This is a genomic window from Streptomyces sp. NBC_01451 (assembly GCF_036227485.1).
In the GTDB taxonomy this organism is placed as follows: Bacteria; Actinomycetota; Actinomycetes; order Streptomycetales; family Streptomycetaceae; genus Streptomyces.
Map to the genome: position 1 here is coordinate 3,401,453 of NZ_CP109479.1, position 18,364 is coordinate 3,419,816.

Genomic DNA, 18,364 nt, shown 5'->3' on the forward strand with positions numbered 1-18,364 from the left:
CCGTGGCCATGTCCCGCAAGCACTACCGCGAAGCCGCCGCGCTGCTGCGCACCGCGCTCCCGCCCAAGGGCAAGCGGCAACCCACCAGAAGCGCGACCGTCCGGGAAATCGCTGACGGTCTCGCCTCCATGTTCGCCCGGGACAACTCGTCCTTCCGGCGGTCCACCTTCATGGACGCGATCTTCGAGGACCAGACGTGATCATGTACTTCGCCGGCGCGGAGATTCCCTCCCACCGCAACCTCCTCAAAGCCGAAGAGGCAACCCACGTCGGCATGAGCTACATGGGGCTGCGCCGACGGGTCAAATTCTCCAAGCCCTGGCTCATCAACGACCACTACCCCCCGGCCCAGTCCGTGTTCCTAGACAGTGGCTGCCACACCCTCAACCGGGCCGGCGTCGAGGTCACCCCCGAAGAAATCCAGGACATCGCCGACCACTACGACCAGTTCGTAGAGCAGAACCTCGACCGCGTCCAGGCATACACCGAATTCGACGCCCTCCCCATGGGCCGCGACTGGATCGCGCAACGCCGGCAACACCTCGACCCCGAAAAGGCCATCGTCGTCTGGCACGAGGAATGGGGCATCGACGTCCTCAAGCAGATGGCCGACCACTGGCCCTACATCGCCGTCGGCCAGGCCACCTGCGGCGACAGAGACATCATCCCCCTGCTGCGCTCCATCAGCCGCAGCATCAGGCTCCACGGCATGGGCTTCAGCTCCCCGCCCCTCATGCTCTCCGCAGACTGGTACTCCGTCTCCTCCACCACCTGGCTCTCCGCCGCCCAACACGGCGAGACGTTCATCTGGACCGGCAGCGAGATGAAGCGCTACCCCACCCGCTACAAGGCGCAGGCCCGCAAGCGCCACCGCACCCTCGTCACCGGCGCCGGCTTCGACATCGACAAGATCGAGGCCGACGACGCCACCGAGAACCTCCGGCTGTCCCTGTGGTCATGGCAGCAGCAGATCGCGCACATCTCGCAGCGCCATGGAAACGGAGTAACTCCCACCACCGAAACAGCCACACCCCGCAACGGGGAAAAACACCTCGCGTCAGTTACGGCGATCCACCAGGAAGCCGGGAACGAGCGAGCAACTCAGGCCCCCTCCGAACGAGTGAAGAAGCTCCTCCCCGGCATCGCCACCGAAGAGTTCACCCACCGCTACACCGATCCCGACACCGGGGAACGAAAGACACGCACCGAGCACCGCATCAACGCCGTCGACCCCAACGTCCGGGTCTGCGACGGCTGCTTCCTCGCCAAGAAATGCCCCGAGTACTCCCCCGGGGAGTCATGCGTCTACGAGATGCCGGTCAAGGTCAAAACCAAAGAGCAGTACATCGCACTGCTCGACTCACTCATCACCATGCAAGCCATGCGCGTCTTCTCAATGCGCATGTCAGAAGAGGTAGAAGGCGGATACGCCGACCCCAACCTTTCCGGCGAGATGGACCGCCTCGCCAAATACGTCAAGCTCAAGGCGGACATCGAGGAGGCGGGATTCACCTTCTCGATGAAGATGGAGGGCCGAGGGGGGCAGGGAACCGGAAACGAGGTCGGGATCATCTCCCGCCTCTTCGGAGCACGCTCCGATGGGCCCCCCGCCCTCTCACCGGCCGGGACAGTGTCAACCGAAGACGCCCTCTCCCAGATGGGCATCGTGGACGTCGAGGTCGTCGAGGAGCCAGCACCGAGGGAGTAACCCCCTCAAGGCCAGCTACCGGCGGACCCACGTCCTAGCACGGCTTGCTACGCGCGCCCCACCCGACGGCGGTGAAGCACCTGTGTGCAACCGCCGACCACCGCGGTGAGCAGACCGAACAACCAGCACAGCGCGTACTCATCACGGAACCAGTAAATGACGGTCACCGCCCCCTCGACCGCGGCCACCGCTACCCCCAGGACGTAGAGCGTCTTACGCGGACGCTTCGGCCGGCGCTTCTTCTGCCGCCGACGGTCCTCCCGCCCCATGCCCCAGACCGCAGCACCGAACAGCATCAGCGTCATGACGGTCGCCGAGACCACCACCGACAGGTCACTCCCGAACATCAACTCCAGGACACTTCCCACCACTACCTCCAGACATGACGAAGCCCCCGCTCCAGGACGGACAGCGGGGGCAGAACACAGGAACTGACGGCTACCGGTCACGATCCCTCGGACAGCCCTCGTGCTCCCAGAAGCACGCATGGAACGCGAAGAACGTGACCCCGGTGTCGGGAGTGTTCAGCGCCAGGACCGCAGCCGCCTCCACCAGCGCGCTCAGCACCCCGCTCGACTTCCCCTTCTTGAGCTGGTCCTTCTGGAACTGGAAGATGTCCCCCTTCTCCGTGATCGTCTTCGCGGCTGCCTTCGCTCGGCTCAGCAGCTCGGCCTCACCCGTTCCGCTCAGGTCGAGCATCTTCAGCGGAACCAGGCCGATCAGCGCGTAGCCCACGTTCTGAACGAACTCGTTGGCGTCCCACCGTGGGTCCGCCAGGCACGTCGCCCACCCCATGCCTCCCGCGTGCGGCTTCCTCTGCTCCTCGGTCATTTCGATCTCCCCTCCTGTTTTCGGGCATGAAAAAGGGCCCCGACTCCAGGAGGAGCGGGGCCCGCGAAACGGCTGTGTGATCAGCCTTGTCGGCTGCGGTACTCGTCGACCACCTCCAACGGCACCTTCTCTACCCCCAGGATCTGGTACACGTTCCCGACCTTGTTCGCCAGGTGCAGCTCCACCTCACGAACGCAGTTCTGGAGGTACCGAAGCGACTTCAGCGTCTCTTCGCGGAGTGCCAGGGTGTGCTCCTCAAGTGCGCCGTCCGACGCGTCCAGCCCCTTCGCTGCGCCGGCCGTGCCTGACTCGACAAGCACGTCCAGTTGTTCCAACTGCGTCCGTAGGCCGGTCATCCACTCCGCGCACACCGCTCCCTGCCGCAGGATCACCTCGAACGGATCACCAACCGGCATCTGGCCAGCGCCCATGACCTCACTCACCAGGCGTCTCCTCCCTCGCTTCTTGCTTAGGGCGCACAGCGTAGGTGCTCCCACTGACAAGGACCCCCACTTCTCGGGAGAAGCAGGGGCCCGTGCACTTTCCGACCGCCCTGCCCATTCGGGCTAAAAGCGGGAGTCCTTTCTTTCGATGTAGTCGGCGCAGCCGGCCACCCAGTCGTCCTTTTTCAGGCCCGCGAGTTCGTCGGACGGGAACGCGCCCCACAGCTCCTCACACCGCGCCTCGTCAGCCGCCCGTTCCTCGTCGGTCACCACGTAAGAACCGGCGAAGGCGTGGTAGCCGTGCTCATAGCTCCGCTGGTCCATCTCCGGCTCCGCCTCGATGCCCTGCACCGCGAGGTAGGCGACCACTGCGAGCGAGATCAGGGCCAGCAGGGTGCCCGCCATTCGTGTGTACCGAGGGCGCACCACACCACCTCCATTTTAGAAATGAAATGCACCACCCATTTGGTCGATGGCGAGCATAAAAGTACCCGGGGAACAGTCGATGGCATGTTGACCCACGACCATTCCCCGGGTTCTTCACCCACTCGCAGCACTGAGGAAGAGTGCTGGGCGAACTTTTGGCGTGTCATCGGAGAGATCGCCCACCGCGTTTGGGTGGACGATCACCCGAACTCAGGCGGCGGCAGCCTCGGCGGCGGCAGCGTCCTTCTTACGGAAGGGCTGATTGAGGATTCGCTCTGAGTCGTCAGCCCACAGGGGAATGATCGTCGCGTCGCTGCCCTGGGTGGCGGACTTCTTCGGGGGTGTGATGCGCACGTGATCAATCACCTGCGACAGGGCCCGCCGCTTCTCTGTCGGGGTTGCACGCTCCCACACCGCAAGCAGCCCCTGAAAGACTTCCTTCTCCGGGATGCGGTTCGTGGCCGCCTCCGTCTCCAGGCGCCGCAGCTTCGCTTTCGTGTCGGCGATTTCCACCTTGACGGCGGCCATTTTCGCCTTCGCCTCGTCCAGTTCGGTAAGGCCCGCCTCCCAGCCCTCGTTGATCCGGGCCTTCTTTCGCTCCAGTGTGGCCAGTTCCTTCTGCACGTTCGGGATCTCGGAAGCGCTCTGTTCCGCCTTGGCTGCACGCTCCATGCTGATCTGCGCCAAGTGCTCGCCACCCTTGGACATTTGAGTGATCCAGTCGAGCACAACCTTCTCGATGCGATGCAACGCCATGCTGAGGAAACTGCCACGTGCATGAAGCTCGTCACGAGTGCACGTGTAGTAGCGGATCGTCTCCTTACCCTTGCGGGTCTGCCCGATGATTTTCATCGAGTGCTTGCACGGCGTCCCGTCGTGCTTGAGGTCGCCGCAACGAACCAGGCCGGAGTATGCGAACTTGGGCGTGCTCTGCCGCTGGTGTTCATTCGCCTGACGGATACGCCGCTCCACGTACGCATCCCAGACTTCCTGAGAAATAATCGCGTCGTGCGCCCCGTCCCCCCAAATGTCGTACACATCGGGGCGCGTGGACGTTGGGCGCGTCGTCTTGTCGCTACGGCCCCGCAAGAGGCCGGCGGAAAACCCGCTGTCCATGACGGCCCGCCAGGCGCTTTCGTCCATGCGGTTGCCTCGCAGCGAGACAACACCCTTTTGCCACGCGTCTTTCGCGACCTGGTACATCGAAGCGCCGTGCACGAACATGTCGAATCCGCGGTCTAGTTGGACGCTGCGCAGCGTGCGCTCTTCCTCGTCGTCGGCGAGGTAATCAGGAACCAGCAGGCCGCCGCACTTTTCCTTGCAGGCGTAGCTACGGGAGTTCTCCTCGGGACGGAAGCAACCGCGGCAGCGGCGGTAACCGAAGCGCTCCTGACCGCCGTGAGGCAAGCCGTTTGCGATGCGTCGCTTGTGGGTGCTTTTCCAGCCGTCGGTGATCTGGTCGAGCTGGTATTCCGCCAGGCGAAGGAACTGGTCTCGCATGTAGCGGCCGGCGGGGGTGGTGGCGTCGATGTCCTGGGTGGCCGACAGCAGTTCTCCGCCTGCGGCTTCGAGCTGCTTGATGTAGTACAGCGAGCCGACGAGCGTGCGGCCGAAGCGGCTGTATTCCCAGACGATGATGGCGTCCGCCTCATTGGCGCGGACTCGCTCAATGATGTCGCCGATCTTCCGCTTGGCGAAATCGGCGCCGGACAGGTCGAGGTCCGGGACCACGTCGACAATCTGGATGTTCTTTGACGCGGCGTAGAACTGGCAGATATTGAGCTGCTGCTCAGGGCTTTTCATGTCCTCGCGTGCGGTGCTCACGCGGATGTAGACGATGGCGGTCCGGACAACCCTCCCCGAGGCCAGGGTGAAGGGGAGCCCGCCCATGGTCTGCTGCATCGTTCTCCTAGGCGGCCAGCGCGACGGACAAGCGGCTGGCCACCATGTTGCGGGGCACTCGGCGGCGCTCGCGTCGGCCATATGAGTGCACTGTCTGACATGCAGTCCGTGTTCACCGTCGCACGGAAGTGCAGCTTGCGCAGCAGCCCGATGGGGTGTTCGGCGTAGGAGGAGGCGGCGCCGGTCTGGAGGTTGGAGCTGGGGCACAGTTCGAGGGGGATGCGCTTGTCCCGCACGTAGGAGGCCAGGCGGCCGAGTTTCACCGAGCCGTCGTCCTGGACCTGGATGTCGTCGATGATGCGCACGCCGTGGCCGAGCCGGTCGGCGCCGCACCACTGGAGGGCCTGCCAGATCGAGGGGAGCCCGAAGGCCTCGCCGGCGTGGATGGTGAAGTGGTTGTTCTCGCGCTTGAGGTACTCGAACGCGTCGAGGTGCCGGGTGGGCGGGAAGCCGGCCTCTGCACCGGCGATGTCGAAGCCGACGACGCCCAGATCGCGGTACCGGTTCGCCAGTTCGGCGATCTCCAGGGAACGGGCGGCGTGCCGCATCGCGGTGAGCAGGGCGCCGACCCGGATCCGGTGACCGTTCTCCCGGGCCAGCCGCTCGCCCTCGCGGAAGCCCTCGTTGACGGCCTCGACGACCTCTTCGAGGGTGAGCCCGCCTTCGAGGTGCTGCTCGGGCGCGTACCGCACCTCGGCGTAGACGACACCGTCCTCGGCGAGGTCCTCCGCGCACTCGGCGGCGACCCTGACGAGGGCATCACGGGTCTGCATGACGGCACAGGTGTGGGCGAAGGTCTCCAAGTACCGTTCCAGGGAACCGGAGTCGGCGGCGTCACGGAACCAGGCGCCGAGCTTGTCGGGGTCGGTCTGGGGCAGTTGGGTGTAGCCCGTGTCGCGGGCCAGGTCGACGATCGTGCCGGGGCGCAGGCCGCCGTCGAGGTGGTCGTGCAGGAGAACCTTGGGGGCCCGCCGGATCTGGTCCGGGGTGGGACCGGGACCGGGGCTCGCACCGGCGCCGGCGCGCACACCCTGGGCCGTCTTCCGACTCGTCCGACTCGTCGTCCGATCACTCTGGCTCGTCATCTCCGCACTCTAACTCCTACGCGCGTAGATCACCTGCTCTCCCTCGCTCCTCTTTCTCCCTTTCTTCGCCTGTACGTTTCCGTCGATATGTAACGGTGACCGCGAGGACGGGTCGCGTACACCGATGCTTCTGACACTGTTCTGTCATGGCACACCAAGTGACGCCGGTACGGCATGCCCGGCTCGGAAAGGCGCTGGGCCCGGAGCCGACGTCGGTGAGTGGCGTGGTCCTGCTGCTACCCGGCGGTGACGAGGTATCGACCCGCAGGCCGTCGCCGATGCTGGCCGCCGCCTCCGTACGGACGTTGGGCCGACGGCTCGCCCGCGCGGGCCGTACGGACGGGCTCGCCGTGCACGTCGTCCACTACCGCTACCGCGGCTGGAACGGCAGCGACGCGCAGCTCGCGCACGACGCGCGATGGGCCGTCGACGAGGTCGTACGGCGGTACGGCGACGTCTCCGTGTGCCTCGCCGGCGTCGACATGGGCGGCCGGGCGGCGCTGCGCGCGGCGGACCACGAGGCCGTCAACTCCGTACTGGCGCTGGCCCCTTGGCTGCCCGAGGAGGACGTGGCAGCACCGGAGGAGCCGGTACGGCAGCTGACCGGGCGGCAGGTGCTGATCGTGCACGGCACGAACGACCAACGGACCGATCCCGAACTGTCGTTCCGGTTCGCGGCGCGCGCGAAGAAGGCGAACCGGGACATCTGCCGGTTCGAAGTGCACGCGGACGGGCACGGGTTGCGTCAGTACCGGCAGGAAGTGCACGCGCTGGCCGAGGACTTCGTGATGGGGGTGCTGTTCGGGCGGGGGTTCTCCCGTCCCGTTCAGGACGCGCTGATGGCTCCGCCGCCGCTGGGGCTGAGGATGCCGTTGGCCGCGGGGTTCGGCAGGTCTTTGCGACGTTAGGTTCCGGGGCGGACCGGTTGTGTTCGGAGCGCGGGTCAGCGGGGGCCGGGCGCACGGTTCCCCGCGCCCCTCGAAGCAGGGGTGTCACCCTCACGCAGGCAGCAGGTTGCCCCTTCTGGACAGCAGGAACTTCTTGAAGGCGGCCACCGGCGGGGTGTCCGGATGGCCGTCCAGCCAAGCGACACCGATCTCTCTCGCCGCTCTTGGTGAGGTGACCGTCAGTTCGGCAACTCCCGGGCGGGGGACAGCCGGTGGAGGGAGCAGGGCTACGCCCAGCCCAGCCGCCACCAGGCCCCTCAACGTCTCCGCCTCCTCTCCCTCGAAGGCGATCCGGGGGCGGAAGCCGGCCTGCTGGCAGAGGTCGTCGGTGATGCGGCGGAGGCCGTAGCCGGGTTCCAGGGTGACGAAGGTTTCGTCGGCCGCTTCGGCCAGGCGGACCCGTCTGCGGGTGGCGAGACGGTGGTCGGCTGGGACCACCAGACGGAGTTTCTGTTCGTCGAGGCGGCGGGCGACCAGGTCGGGGGCGTCGGGCACGGGCGAGGTGAGGCAGAGGTCGAGTTCGCCGGAGCGCAGGCGTTCGATCATGGCCTCGCCGTAGTTCTGTACGAGGGTGAAGCGGACGCGGGGATGGTCGGCGCGGAAGGCGTGCAGCAGGCCGGGTACGGTCTCGGCGCCCATGGTGTGCAGGAAGCCGAAGGCGACCTTGCCGGTGGCGGGGTCGGCGTCGGCGCGTACCTCGTCGGCGGCCCGTTCGATCTCCGCGAGGGCCCGCTCGACGGAGGCGAGGAACGTACGGCCCGCGGGGGTGAGGGAGACGGTCCGTCCCCGGCGGGCGAAGAGGTCCACGCCGAGGTCCTGTTCGAGGCGGACCATCGCCCGGGAGAGCGTCGACTGCGGGACCTGCATCTCCTGGGCGGCGCGGGTGACGTGCTCCGTGCGGGCGACTCCGGCGAAGTAGGAGAGCCGCGGGGCGAGGGCGGTCACGATGTCTTCCGTGTCACTGGACGGTGACAGGCTGGCTGCTGACCTCTGCTGATGCACCATGGGAACGATTATGGGGTTTCCGTGCATTGGACGGATGAACGGGGGCGTACGTAACTTCGAGGCATGCCTGCTGCCAGTACCGGGGCGTCCACGATCGTGGCCGCCGCCCCTCCGTCGCTCCCCTCGTCCCCCGCCGCCGACTCCCGTATGGCCCCGGGCGGGCCGGGCTACCGGCGGATGAGCTTCGCGCTCTTCCTCGCGGGCGTGGCGACCTTCGCCCTCCTCTACTCCACGCAGGCGCTGCTGCCGTTGATCTCCGGCGAGTTCGGGGCGGCGGCGAGCGACGCGAGCTGGACGGTGTCGGCGGCGACCGGTGCGCTGGCCCTGTTCGTCCTCCCGATGAGCGCGCTGTCGGAACGGTTCGGTCGGCGTACGGTGATGACCGGGTCGCTGGCCGTGGCGACCACGGTCGGGCTGCTGGTGCCGTTCGCCCCGTCGCTGGGCGCGCTGGTCGCGCTGCGGGCGGTGCAGGGTGCCGCGCTGGCGGGGCTGCCCGCGTCGGCGACGGCGTATCTGGCCGAGGAGGTCCGTCCCAGGGCGCTGATCACGGCGATCGGTCTGTTCGTGGCCGGCAACAGCGTGGGCGGGATGAGCGGCCGGGTCATCACCGGCTGGGTCGCGCAGGAGTGGGGCTGGCGGGTCGCGGTTGCCGTGATCGGCGTCGTGGCCGTGGGCTGCGCGGTGGCGTTCCGGCTGCTGCTGCCCGCGCCGCAGCACTTCCGCAAGGGCTCGCTGCGGCCCCGGGTGCTGGCGCGCACGGTCCGTACGCATCTGGCGAACCCGTTGCTGCGGCGGCTGTACGCGATCGGCGCGCTGTTCATGACGGTGTTCGGCGGCGTCTACACGGTGATCGGGTACCGCCTGACGGAGGCCCCGTTCAGTCTGCCGCAGGGTGTCGTCGGGTCGATCTTCCTGGTGTACCTGGTGGGTACGGTGTCGGCGTCCACGGCGGGCAGGCTGGTCGCCCGGCTCGGGCGGCGGGGTGCGCTGTACCTGGCCGGCGGTACGACGACGACGGGCCTGCTGCTGTCCCTGTCGGACTCCCTGGCGCTGGTTCTGCTGGGCCTGGTGCTGATCACGGCGGGCTTCTTCGCGGGGCACGCGGTGGCGTCGTCGGCGGTGAGCCACACGGCGAAGGAGGGGCGTGCGCAGGCGTCGGCGCTGTACCAGTCGGCGTACTACCTGGGCTCCAGCGCCGGCAGTACGTTGGGAGCGGTGGCGTTCCACGCGGGTGGCTGGTCGGGGACGGTGGCGATGGGGTTGCTGGCGGTGCTCGGCGTGGTGACGGTGACGGTGATGGGGTCCCGGGCGGCGCGGAGCGTGCGGGTGCCCGCGGCGGCGTGACCGAGGCTTTCTTCTTCGCCCCCGCCGCCCCTACCCGTCCCATCCTTCTGGGGCTCCGCCCCAGACCCCGCTCTTCAAACGCCGGAGGGGCTGGATTGTCAGCCCGTCCGGCGTTTGAGGACGAGGCCCCTTCAGGGCCGAAAGCGGGGGTCTGGGGGCGCAGCCCCCAGGAACAGGACGGGACGGGTAGGGGCGGCGGGGGCGAAACCCTTCTCACCTGCACCTTTTCCCACTCCCCGGGCCGTTGTCAGTGGCCTGCGCTAGCTTCATCGTGTTGGGTCGCGATGGGGCGACGAAGGCAGCCATGGGGTGGGTTGGCGATGGGTGACAGTACGGCTACTGCGACAGACCTCGACGTACAACTGGAACGGCACCGCGTCGAGCTGACGGGGTACTGCTACCGCATGCTCGGCTCCTCCTTCGAGGCCGAGGACGCCGTGCAGGACACCATGGTCCGTGCCTGGCGGAACCACGAGAAGTTCGAGGGGCGGTCGAGTCTGCGTTCGTGGCTGTACCGGATCGCGACGAACGTCTGCCTGGACATGCTGACCGCCGGCAACAAGCGCGCCCGCCCCATGGACCTCACCGACTCCACTCCCCTCGCCCGGGCCGCCCTCTCCCCCCGCCCCGACAACACCTGGCTGGAGCCGATGCCGGACGCCCGCGTGCTGCCGACCGTCGAGGACCCGGCGGAGGCCGCCGTGGCCAAGGAGTCCGTGCGGCTCGCCTTCATGGCCGCGTTGCAGCAACTCCCCGCGAAACAAAGGGCCGTGCTGATCCTCCGCGAGGTGCTGGCCTGGAAGGCGAGCGAGGTCGCCGAGCTCCTCGACACCTCGGTCGCGTCCGTCAACAGTGCCCTTCAGCGGGCCCGGGCGACCCTCGCCGAGCGGGACCGGGACGGGAGCGGCATCGGTAGCCGTGCCGCCGTCTCCGACCCCCTCAGCGAAGAGCAGCAGAAGCTGCTGGAGCGCTATGTCGCCGCGTTCGAGGGGTACGACATGACGGCACTGACGGCGCTGCTGCACGAGGACGCCGTCATGACGATGCCGCCGTTCGACCTGTGGCTGACCGGGCCGGAGGACATCACGGGCTTCATGACGACGCTCGGCGCCGCCTGCGCGGGCTCGCACCTGGTGCCGGTCGCCGTCAACGGGCTGCCGGGCTTCGCCCAGTACAAGCCGGACGAGGAGACGGGCGGCTACGCCCCCTGGGCGGTCCAGGTGCTGGAGATCTCAGAGGGCCGGATCACCGGGTTCCACTGCTTCCTCGACACCGAGCGCTGGTTCCCGCTGTTCGGGCTTCCCCTCTCGCTCCCTCTCGACGTCGAAGCCGATACCGACCAGGTCCAGGAAGGCGAGTAGGGCGGGCGCCGGGTCCCGGAGGCGTATCCGGCCTCCGGCCCGGCGGGCGGCCAGTTGGAGCCTGGCCAGCAGTTCCACCGCGTCCAGCCCCGGTGGTCCGAGCCCCGCGACATCGCACACCACGACCGGGCCACGGCCATTGCTTCCCCCGCCGCCACCGCGACCGCCGCCGGCCCCCAACAGTGCGCGCACGTCCTCGCACAGCCTCGGCACCCCTTCGCGGGTGACGGGGCCGGCCAGCACGAGTACAGGGGGTGTCATGGCGTCCACGAACGGTAGACCGGACGTCCGCCCGTAACTCATCGCCCACCCGTTGAGATCACTTTGACGTGTCCCCCTCCTCCCCCGGAGGGTTGCGTGTATGCCCCATGAACCGTCCCCGCCCCTGCTGTCGCACGGCTCTCCTTCCTCCCGGCCCACGAAGGAGGCTCCGTGCAGGGGGTGCTGACCGGGTTCGCGGTGATCGCCGTGGTCATCGGCGTCGGCTATGTGATCGGGCTGCGCGGCTACCTCGGGGACAACGGACGCGAGGTCCTGACCAAGCTGGCCTTCCATGTCGCCACCCCGGCCCTGCTGTTCACCATGCTCGCCCGGGCCGACCTGTCGGTGATCTTCTCCAGCCGACTGCTGATCACCGCGCTGAGCACGGTCGCGGCGGCGAGTGTCTTCGTCGCGGTGGGCGTCGTACGCCGCTGGGGTGCCGGGCGTACGACGATCGGCGCCCTCTGCTCCAGTTACGTCAACTCGGGCAACCTCGGTATCCCCATCGCGGTGTACGTGCTGGGGGACGCCTCGCTCGTCGCGCCGGTGCTGCTGTTCCAGCTGCTCGTGGTCACGCCGGTCGCGCTGACCGTCCTCGATCTGACGAGCGCCGGTGAGAAGGGCCCGCTGTGGCGGCAGCTGATCACTCCGATACGCAACCCCATCGCCGTCGCCACGCTCTCCGGGGTGCTGGTGGCGGCGACGGGGCTCACCGTCCCCGCGCCGGTCATGGACCCGCTGACCCTGATCGGCAACATGTCCGTCCCGGCGGTGCTGATGGCGTTCGGCATCTCGCTGTCCGGCAGCACCTGGCCGTTGCGCGGCTCCGAGCGGACTCCCGTACTGCTGTCGGTCGCCCTGAAGTCCGTGGGCCAGCCGGTGGCCGCGTGGGCGCTGGCCGCGGGTGTCTTCGGGCTGCACGGCGCGCCCCTGCTCGACGTGGTGGTGACCTCGGCGCTGCCCGCCGCCCAGAACCTCTTCACGTACGCGAGCCGGTACCGCGTGGGGGAGACGCTGGCCCGCGAGTCGATCCTGCTGTCGACCGTCCTGGCCGTACCGGTGCTGGTGGTCGTGGCGGCCCTGCTGGGCTGAGCGAACGAGCCGCGCCCGGGCGGGGACTCCCCCACCCGGGCGCGCCACGCTCTACCGGCTACCGGCCACCGGCCACCGGCTCAGGCGATCCGCTCCAGCACCACCGGGGCCGCCGTGAAGTCCGTCCCCGCCGCGCCGATGTCGTACGAACCCTCGACCGCCTGGAGCGCGTACTCGAAGCGTTCCGGGGTGTCCGTGTGGAGGGTCAGGAGGGGCTGGCCGGCCGTGACCGTGTCGCCCGGCTTGGCGTGGAGCTCGACGCCCGCGCCCGCCTGCACCGGGTCCTCCTTGCGCGCGCGCCCCGCCCCGAGCCGCCAGGCGGCGACGCCGACGCCGTACGCGTCCAGGCGGGTCAGGACGCCCGAGGACGGTGCCTTGACGACGTGCTGTTCCTTCGACGTCGGCAGGGTGGCGTCCGGGTCGCCGCCCTGGGCCGCGATCATCCGGCGCCAGACGTCCATCGCCGAGCCGTCGGCCAGCGCCTTCGCCGGGTCGGCGTCGCGAACGCCGGCCGCGTCCAGCATCTCGCGGGCCAGGGCGAGCGTCAGTTCGACCACATCGGCCGGGCCGCCGCCGGCCAGGACCTCGACAGACTCCCGTACCTCCAGCGCGTTGCCCGCCGTCAGGCCGAGCGGCGTCGACATGTCGGTCAGCAGCGCCACCGTCTTCACGCCGTGGTCGGTGCCCAGGCCCACCATGGTGGACGCCAACTCCCGTGCGTCCTCGATGGTCTTCATGAAGGCGCCCGTGCCCACCTTCACGTCCAGGACCAGGGAGCCGGTGCCCTCCGCGATCTTCTTCGACATGATCGACGAGGCGATCAGCGGGATCGCCTCGACCGTGCCGGTGACGTCCCGCAGCGCGTACAGCTTCTTGTCGGCGGGGGCGAGGCCGTCGCCCGCCGCGCAGATCACCGCGCCCGTGGTGTCCAGGACATGCAGCATCTCCTCGTTGGAGAGCAGCGCGCGCCAGCCGGGGATCGACTCCAGCTTGTCCAGGGTGCCGCCCGTGTGGCCGAGGCCGCGGCCCGAGAGCTGCGGTACGGCGGCGCCGCAGGCCGCGACCAGGGGGGCGAGCGGGAGGGTGATCTTGTCGCCGACGCCTCCCGTGGAGTGCTTGTCGGCCGTCGGGCGGGACAGGGAGGCGAAGTTCATGCGCTCACCGGACGCGATCATCGCCGCCGTCCAGCGGGCGATCTCAGGGCGGTTCATGCCGTTCAGCAGGATCGCCATGGCGAGCGCGGACATCTGCTCGTCGGCGACCACGCCGCGCGTGTACGCGTCGATGACCCAGTCGATCTGCTCGTCACTGAGTTCACCGCGGTCCCGCTTGGTGCGGATGACGGAGATGACATCCATCGACAGCAGCGTCATGGCTTTGGCTTCCTTCCGGTGGTTCTGCGAAACTGTGCGGCCCCCCTGAGACCGAGTGATCGCCGACTCAGGGGGGCCGTACGGGAGTTACTTGGTGAGATGGTCCGGGCCGAAGGCCTGGGGCAGCATCTCCGAGAGGGGCAGGATGCCCGCCGGGGTCTCCAGCAGCAGGGTCGCGCCGCCGAACTCGTACAGCAGCTGCCGGCAGCGACCGCAGGGGACGAGGACGTCGCCCTTGCCGTCCACGCACGTGAAGTGCGTCAGCCGGCCGCCGCCCGTGAGCTGGAGCTGGGAGACCAGGCCGCACTCGGCGCACAGGCCGATGCCGTACGACGCGTTCTCGACGTTGCAGCCCGAGACCGTGCGGCCGTCGTCGACCAGGGCCGCGACACCGACCGGATAGCCGGAGTAGGGGGCGTACGCCCGGGACATCGCGTCCCGGGCCACCGACCGCAGCTTCTCCCAGTCGACCCCGTCGTCGTCCGTCACTTGCCCTGGCCCTTCCGGTAGCGCATGCCGTCCGCCTTGGGCATCCGCAGACGCTGCGCGGACAGCGACAGCACCAGCAGCGTGACGACGTACGGGGTGGCACCCACGAAGTCGCTCGGGACCTCGTCGGTGGTCAGGTACCAGACCAGGACCGCCACGGCCACGACGGCACTGATGACACCCGGGACGAGAGCCTTCTTGTACAGCTTCCAGCCGGCCATCGCCAGGAGGAGCACGAACAGCAGCAGGAGCAGCGCGTGGACGGTCTCGCCCCCGCTGCGCAGCTGAAGCGCGTCCGAGTAACCGAACAGGCCCGCGCCCATGGCGAGACCGCCGGGCCGCCAGTTGCCGAAGATCATGGCGGCGAGACCGATGTAGCCGCGCCCACCGGTCTGGCCCTCCAGGTAGGTGTGCGAGGTGACCAGCGCGAGGAAGGCGCCGCCGAGGCCGGCGAGGCCACCGGAGACGGCCACGGCCGCGTACTTGTACTTGTAGACGTTGACGCCGAGGGACTCCGCCGCGATCGGGTTCTCACCGCAGGAGCGCAGACGCAGGCCGAACGGCGTGCGCCACAGCAGCCACCAGCTGGCGACGAACAGCGCGATCGCCAGGACCGTCACCACGGACAGGTCGGTGACCAGCCCGCCGAGGATGCCGGCGATGTCGGAGATCAGGAACCAGTGATGGTTCTCGACGGAGTGCAGCCCACTGGACAGGCCGGGGACGTCGAAGCTGGGAAGCGAGTCCACGGGCGGCGACTGCTTGGGGTTGCCGCCCGCGTCGGCCGCCTTGCCGTCCACGAAGAAGATCTTGGCGAGGTACTGGGTGAAGCCGAGCGCGAGCAGGTTGATCGCGACACCGGAGACGATGTGGTCGACGCCGAAAGTGACGGTCGCGACCGCGTGCAGCAGGCCGCCCAGGACACCGAAGCCGACGCCGCACACCACGCCGAGCCAGGGGCTGGACTGCCAGCCGATCCAGCCGGCGCCGAAGGTGCCGAGGATCATCATGCCTTCGAGGCCGATGTTGACCACACCGGCCCGCTCGGACCACAGACCGGCGAGGCCGGCGAGGCCGATCGGCACGGCGAGGCTGAGCGCGGCGGAGACCTGGCCCTCGGAGGTGAGCTGGTCGGATCCGGAGATGACCCGGACCGCGGCGACGAGCAGCAGCGCTCCGGCGACGATCATCAGGATCTGGCCGAGCGAACGGCTCGACCGGGTCGCGGCGGTGCCCGCCTTGGGTGCCGCGGGGGGCGGCGTGTCGGTCATCGTGGCAGTCATCACGCCACCTCCTGCTTCTGGGTCGGGGCTGCGGCCTGTGCGGCGAGCTCGGCGCCGACCCGCTGCTGCTGGCGCTTGAGTCCGTAGCGTCGTACGACCTCGTAGGCGATGACGACGCACAGGACGATGACGCCCTGGATGACGCCGAGGATCTCCTTGTCGTAGCCCTCGAACTCCAGGTGGTTGGTGGTGCGTTCCAGGAAGCCCCACAGCAGGGCGGCGAGAGCGATACCGACCGGGTTGTTGCGGCCGAGCAGCGCGATGGCGATGCCGGTGAAGCCGATGCCTACGGGGAAGTCGTTGCTGAACTGGTGGCTGTCGTTGAGCAGGGTCGGCATACCGATCAGACCGGCCACCGCGCCCGAGATCACCATGCTGGTGGCGATCATCCTCTTCACCGAGACCCCACTCGCGGCGGCGGCGGACTCGGACTGACCGACGGTGCGCAGGTCGAAACCGAAGCGGGTCCGGCCGAGCACGAACCAGTAGGCGATGCCGACGACCACGGCGATGACGATGAAGCCCCACAGCTCGCCCGCGGCGCCGGTGTCGATCTGGAAGAAGTACGACGACTCCGGCAGCGGCGTCGTGGAGACGACCGTGCCGCCGGCCTGGAGCTCGGCGAGCTTTCCGGGCTGGAGCAGGTAGGCGATGATCGCGGTGGCGATCGAGTTGAGCATGATCGTCGAGATGACCTCGCTGACCCCGCGGGTCACCTTCAGGATGCCCGCGATGGCCGCCCACAGGGCACCGGTCGCCATCGCGCACAGCATGATGAGCGGGATGGAGATCCAGCCCGGCGTGGTCAGCGCGCCGCCGAGGACGGCGGCGACGAACGCGGCGATCCGGTACTGGCCGTCGACGCCGATGTTGAACAGGTTCATCCGGAAGCCGATGGCCACCGAGACGCCCGCCAGGTAGTACGTCGTCGCCTTGTTCAGGATGTAGACCTGGCTGTCGCTGGCGGAGCCGTAGGTCACCATGTCGCTGAAGGCGGCGCCCGGGTTCTTGCCGGTGGCGAGGATCACCAGGGTGGTGACGACGAGCGCGGCGACGACCGCCAGCACCGGCGCCGCGATACCGAGGAGCAGCCGCTCCCTGTCGATGCGTTGCGTCAGCTTCTTCATCGGGCGTCGTCCTCCGCGCTCCGGGGGCCGGAGGCCTCTGTGTGCTCCAGGTGGCCGGTGGCCGCACCCGTCATGGCGGAGCCCAGCTCCTCGGGGGTGATCGTGGCGGGGTCGGCGTCGGCGACCAGACGGCCGCGGTACATCACCCGCAGGGTGTCGGAGAGCCCGATGAGCTCGTCCAGGTCCGCGGAGATCAACAGCACGGCCAGGCCCTCTCGGCGGGCCTCGCGGATGTGATCCCAGATCGCGGCCTGCGCGCCCACGTCCACACCGCGGGTGGGGTGGGCGGCGATGAGCAGCTTGGGCCCGTGGCTCATCTCGCGGCCGACGATCAGCTTCTGCTGATTGCCGCCGGAGAGGGAGGCTGCGGTGACGTCGATGCCGGGGGTGCGGACGTCGTACGCCTCGATGATGCGCTCGGTGTCGGTGCGGGCCGCCTTGATGTCGAGCAGCTGGCCGCGGGAGTTGGGCTTCTCGGTGACGTGGCCGAGGATGCGGTTCTCCCACAGCGGGGCTTCGAGGAGCAGGCCGTGGCGGTGGCGGTCCTCGGGGATGTAGCCGACCCCGGCCTCGCGGCGGCGGCGGGTGGGCACGTGGGAGATGTCGGTGTCGTCGAGGGTGATGGCGCCGGCGTCGAGGCCGCGGATGCCCATGATCGCCTCGACCAGTTCGGACTGGCCGTTGCCCTCCACGCCGGCGATGCCGAGGACCTCGCCCTTGTGGATGGTGAAGGAGATGTCGTCGAGGATGATGCGTTCGACGCCGTCGAGGTCGGTCTGGGCCAGGCTCAGGCCGTCCAGCTTCAGGAGCGGGACGTCCGTGACCGTGGACTCCTCGGTCTCCGGGGTGGGCAGTTCGCTGCCGACCATCAGCTCGGCGAGCTGCTTGGGAGTCGTACCGGCGGGCTCGACCGTGCCGACGGTGGTGCCGCGGCGGATGACGGTGATCTCGTCGGCGACGGAGAGAACCTCGCCCAGCTTGTGGGAGATGAAGATGACGGTGAGGCCCTCGGCCTTGAGCTCGCGCAGGTTGTCGAAGAGAGCGTCGACCTCCTGCGGTACGAGGACGGCGGTGGGCTCGTCGAGGATGAGGGTCTTGGCACCGCGGTAGAGGACCTTGACGATCTCCACGCGCTGCCGGTCGGCGACGCCGAGCTCCTCCAGGAGGACGTCCGGGCGGACGTTCAGGCCGTACGCGTCGGAGATCTCCCTGATCTTCGTGCGGGCCTTGGCGCCGATGCCGAACAGCTTCTCCGCGCCGAGGACCACGTTCTCGAGGACGGTGAGGTTGTCGGCGAGCATGAAGTGCTGGTGCACCATGCCGATGCCGCGGGCGATGGCGTCGGCGGGGTTGTGGAAGGTGACCGTCTCGCCGTTCACCGTGATGGTGCCCTCGTCCGGCTGCTGCATGCCGTAGAGGATCTTCATCAGGGTGGACTTGCCGGCGCCGTTCTCACCGCACAGGGCGTGCACGGTGCCCGTGCGGACGGTGATGTCGATGTCCTTGTTGGCGACGACGCCTGGGAATCGCTTGGTGATGCCGCGCAGTTCGACGGCAGCGGGAGGGCTGGACGCGTTGATGGCGCACTCTCCTCGGGGGAAAGGGGCTGCATAAGGGAGGGCAGGCGTCGGCGACGCTAGCGCGGCAACTCCATGCTACACGCGTAGAGTTGACACATTGTTATGGC

General features: G+C 68.6%; 18 protein-coding genes and 1 pseudogene. 6 read left to right on the forward strand and 13 right to left on the reverse strand.

Annotated features, from left to right (window positions below; translation table 11 throughout):
- The first annotated feature begins 2 nt into the window (after nt 1–2).
- Together OG595_RS14765 and OG595_RS14770 are read left to right on the forward strand one after the other, a co-directional pair.
- Nucleotides 3–200 carry a hypothetical protein gene (locus OG595_RS14765; protein ID WP_329272083.1) on the forward strand — a complete coding sequence of 66 codons (198 nt, stop codon included), beginning with the start codon at nt 3–5 and terminating at the stop codon, nt 198–200.
- Nucleotides 197–1,708 (forward strand): hypothetical protein, encoded by a 1,512-nt coding sequence (locus OG595_RS14770; protein WP_329272085.1) that lies wholly within the window; start codon nt 197–199, stop codon nt 1,706–1,708. The genes OG595_RS14765 and OG595_RS14770 overlap by 4 nt, the downstream gene beginning before the upstream one ends.
- Before the next feature lie 47 nt (nt 1,709–1,755).
- Here OG595_RS14770 and OG595_RS14775 read toward each other — a convergent pair whose 3' ends face one another.
- From OG595_RS14775 to OG595_RS14800, 6 genes are all read right to left on the reverse strand, one after another.
- Entirely contained in the window at nt 1,756–2,076 is a 321-nt protein-coding gene (locus OG595_RS14775; protein ID WP_329272087.1) for a hypothetical protein, read from the reverse strand.
- Nucleotides 2,077–2,146: 70 nt separating this feature from the next.
- Nucleotides 2,147–2,539 (reverse strand): hypothetical protein, encoded by a 393-nt coding sequence (locus OG595_RS14780; protein ID WP_329272088.1) that lies wholly within the window; start codon nt 2,537–2,539, stop codon nt 2,147–2,149.
- A gap of 80 nt (nt 2,540–2,619) precedes the next feature.
- Nucleotides 2,620–2,982 carry a hypothetical protein gene (locus tag OG595_RS14785; RefSeq protein WP_329272089.1) on the reverse strand — a complete coding sequence of 121 codons (363 nt, stop codon included), beginning with the start codon at nt 2,980–2,982 and terminating at the stop codon, nt 2,620–2,622.
- A 123-nt stretch (nt 2,983–3,105) separates the two neighbouring features.
- Nucleotides 3,106–3,387, reverse strand: a complete 282-nt coding sequence (locus tag OG595_RS14790) for a hypothetical protein (protein WP_329272092.1) — start codon at nt 3,385–3,387, stop codon at nt 3,106–3,108.
- A gap of 231 nt (nt 3,388–3,618) precedes the next feature.
- On the reverse strand, nt 3,619–5,310 hold the full coding sequence (locus OG595_RS14795) for a recombinase family protein (protein ID WP_329272094.1): 1,692 nt from the start codon (nt 5,308–5,310) through the stop codon (nt 3,619–3,621).
- On the reverse strand, nt 5,229–6,395 hold the full coding sequence (locus tag OG595_RS14800; protein ID WP_329272096.1) for an adenosine deaminase: 1,167 nt from the start codon (nt 6,393–6,395) through the stop codon (nt 5,229–5,231). Before OG595_RS14800 ends, OG595_RS14795 begins: the two co-directional genes overlap by 82 nt.
- A 146-nt stretch (nt 6,396–6,541) precedes the next feature.
- On the opposite strand from OG595_RS14800, the gene OG595_RS14805 reads away from it, so the two are divergent.
- The gene (locus tag OG595_RS14805; protein WP_329272098.1) at nt 6,542–7,303 is read left to right on the forward strand and encodes a prolyl oligopeptidase family serine peptidase; all 762 of its coding nucleotides are present in this window, start codon (nt 6,542–6,544) and stop codon (nt 7,301–7,303) included.
- Nucleotides 7,304–7,393: 90 nt separating this feature from the next.
- Here the strand turns inward: OG595_RS14805 and OG595_RS14810 are convergent, their stop codons facing one another.
- Nucleotides 7,394–8,347, reverse strand: coding sequence for a LysR family transcriptional regulator (locus tag OG595_RS14810; RefSeq protein WP_329272100.1), 954 nt, complete (start codon nt 8,345–8,347; stop codon nt 7,394–7,396).
- 63 nt (nt 8,348–8,410) lie between these two features.
- On the opposite strand from OG595_RS14810, the gene OG595_RS14815 reads away from it, so the two are divergent.
- Together OG595_RS14815 and OG595_RS14820 are read left to right on the forward strand one after the other, a co-directional pair.
- On the forward strand, nt 8,411–9,691 hold the full coding sequence (locus tag OG595_RS14815; protein WP_329272103.1) for an MFS transporter: 1,281 nt from the start codon (nt 8,411–8,413) through the stop codon (nt 9,689–9,691).
- Between the two features lie 320 nt (nt 9,692–10,011).
- Nucleotides 10,012–11,052, forward strand: coding sequence for a sigma-70 family RNA polymerase sigma factor (locus OG595_RS14820; RefSeq protein ID WP_329272106.1), 1,041 nt, complete (start codon nt 10,012–10,014; stop codon nt 11,050–11,052).
- Nucleotides 11,053–11,082: 30 nt separating this feature from the next.
- Here OG595_RS14820 and OG595_RS14825 read toward each other — a convergent pair.
- Nucleotides 11,083–11,355 (reverse strand): annotated as a pseudogene (locus OG595_RS14825) (hypothetical protein); the annotation flags it as partial.
- 129 nt (nt 11,356–11,484) lie between these two features.
- Between OG595_RS14825 and OG595_RS14830 the strand changes: the two are divergent.
- Nucleotides 11,485–12,405 (forward strand): AEC family transporter, encoded by a 921-nt coding sequence (locus tag OG595_RS14830; RefSeq protein ID WP_329272108.1) that lies wholly within the window; start codon nt 11,485–11,487, stop codon nt 12,403–12,405.
- Nucleotides 12,406–12,485: 80 nt separating this feature from the next.
- Here OG595_RS14830 and OG595_RS14835 read toward each other — a convergent pair whose 3' ends face one another.
- From OG595_RS14835 to OG595_RS14855, 5 genes are all read right to left on the reverse strand, one after another.
- Nucleotides 12,486–13,769, reverse strand: a complete 1,284-nt coding sequence (locus OG595_RS14835) for a thymidine phosphorylase (RefSeq protein ID WP_329282877.1) — start codon at nt 13,767–13,769, stop codon at nt 12,486–12,488.
- A gap of 96 nt (nt 13,770–13,865) precedes the next feature.
- Nucleotides 13,866–14,267 carry a cytidine deaminase gene (locus tag OG595_RS14840; protein WP_329272110.1) on the reverse strand — a complete coding sequence of 134 codons (402 nt, stop codon included), beginning with the start codon at nt 14,265–14,267 and terminating at the stop codon, nt 13,866–13,868.
- Nucleotides 14,264–15,550, reverse strand: coding sequence for an ABC transporter permease (locus OG595_RS14845; protein ID WP_329272112.1), 1,287 nt, complete (start codon nt 15,548–15,550; stop codon nt 14,264–14,266). The genes OG595_RS14840 and OG595_RS14845 overlap by 4 nt, the downstream gene beginning before the upstream one ends.
- Complete coding sequence (locus OG595_RS14850) at nt 15,550–16,677, reverse strand: ABC transporter permease (RefSeq protein ID WP_329272115.1); 1,128 nt, start codon at nt 16,675–16,677, stop codon at nt 15,550–15,552. The genes OG595_RS14845 and OG595_RS14850 overlap by 1 nt, the downstream gene beginning before the upstream one ends.
- The gene (locus OG595_RS14855; protein ID WP_443073339.1) at nt 16,674–18,257 is read right to left on the reverse strand and encodes an ABC transporter ATP-binding protein; all 1,584 of its coding nucleotides are present in this window, start codon (nt 18,255–18,257) and stop codon (nt 16,674–16,676) included. Before OG595_RS14855 ends, OG595_RS14850 begins: the two co-directional genes overlap by 4 nt.
- Nucleotides 18,258–18,364: the final 107 nt, after the last annotated feature.

What these genes read in the sequence shown, in the direction of transcription:
- OG595_RS14780 (WP_329272088.1), bottom strand. Translation starts at nt 2,539, where the DNA reads ATGACCGAGGAGCAGAGGAAGCCGCACGCGGGAGGCATGGGGTGGGCG.
- OG595_RS14790 (WP_329272092.1), bottom strand. Translation starts at nt 3,387, where the DNA reads ATGGCGGGCACCCTGCTGGCCCTGATCTCGCTCGCAGTGGTCGCCTAC.
- OG595_RS14795 (WP_329272094.1), bottom strand. Translation starts at nt 5,310, where the DNA reads ATGCAGCAGACCATGGGCGGGCTCCCCTTCACCCTGGCCTCGGGGAGG.
- OG595_RS14800 (WP_329272096.1), bottom strand. Translation starts at nt 6,395, where the DNA reads ATGACGAGCCAGAGTGATCGGACGACGAGTCGGACGAGTCGGAAGACG.
- OG595_RS14805 (WP_329272098.1), top strand. Translation starts at nt 6,542, where the DNA reads ATGGCACACCAAGTGACGCCGGTACGGCATGCCCGGCTCGGAAAGGCG.
- OG595_RS14810 (WP_329272100.1), bottom strand. Translation starts at nt 8,347, where the DNA reads ATGGTGCATCAGCAGAGGTCAGCAGCCAGCCTGTCACCGTCCAGTGAC.
- OG595_RS14815 (WP_329272103.1), top strand. Translation starts at nt 8,411, where the DNA reads ATGCCTGCTGCCAGTACCGGGGCGTCCACGATCGTGGCCGCCGCCCCT.
- OG595_RS14820 (WP_329272106.1), top strand. Translation starts at nt 10,012, where the DNA reads ATGGGTGACAGTACGGCTACTGCGACAGACCTCGACGTACAACTGGAA.
- OG595_RS14845 (WP_329272112.1), bottom strand. Translation starts at nt 15,550, where the DNA reads ATGACTGCCACGATGACCGACACGCCGCCCCCCGCGGCACCCAAGGCG.
- OG595_RS14850 (WP_329272115.1), bottom strand. Translation starts at nt 16,677, where the DNA reads ATGAAGAAGCTGACGCAACGCATCGACAGGGAGCGGCTGCTCCTCGGT.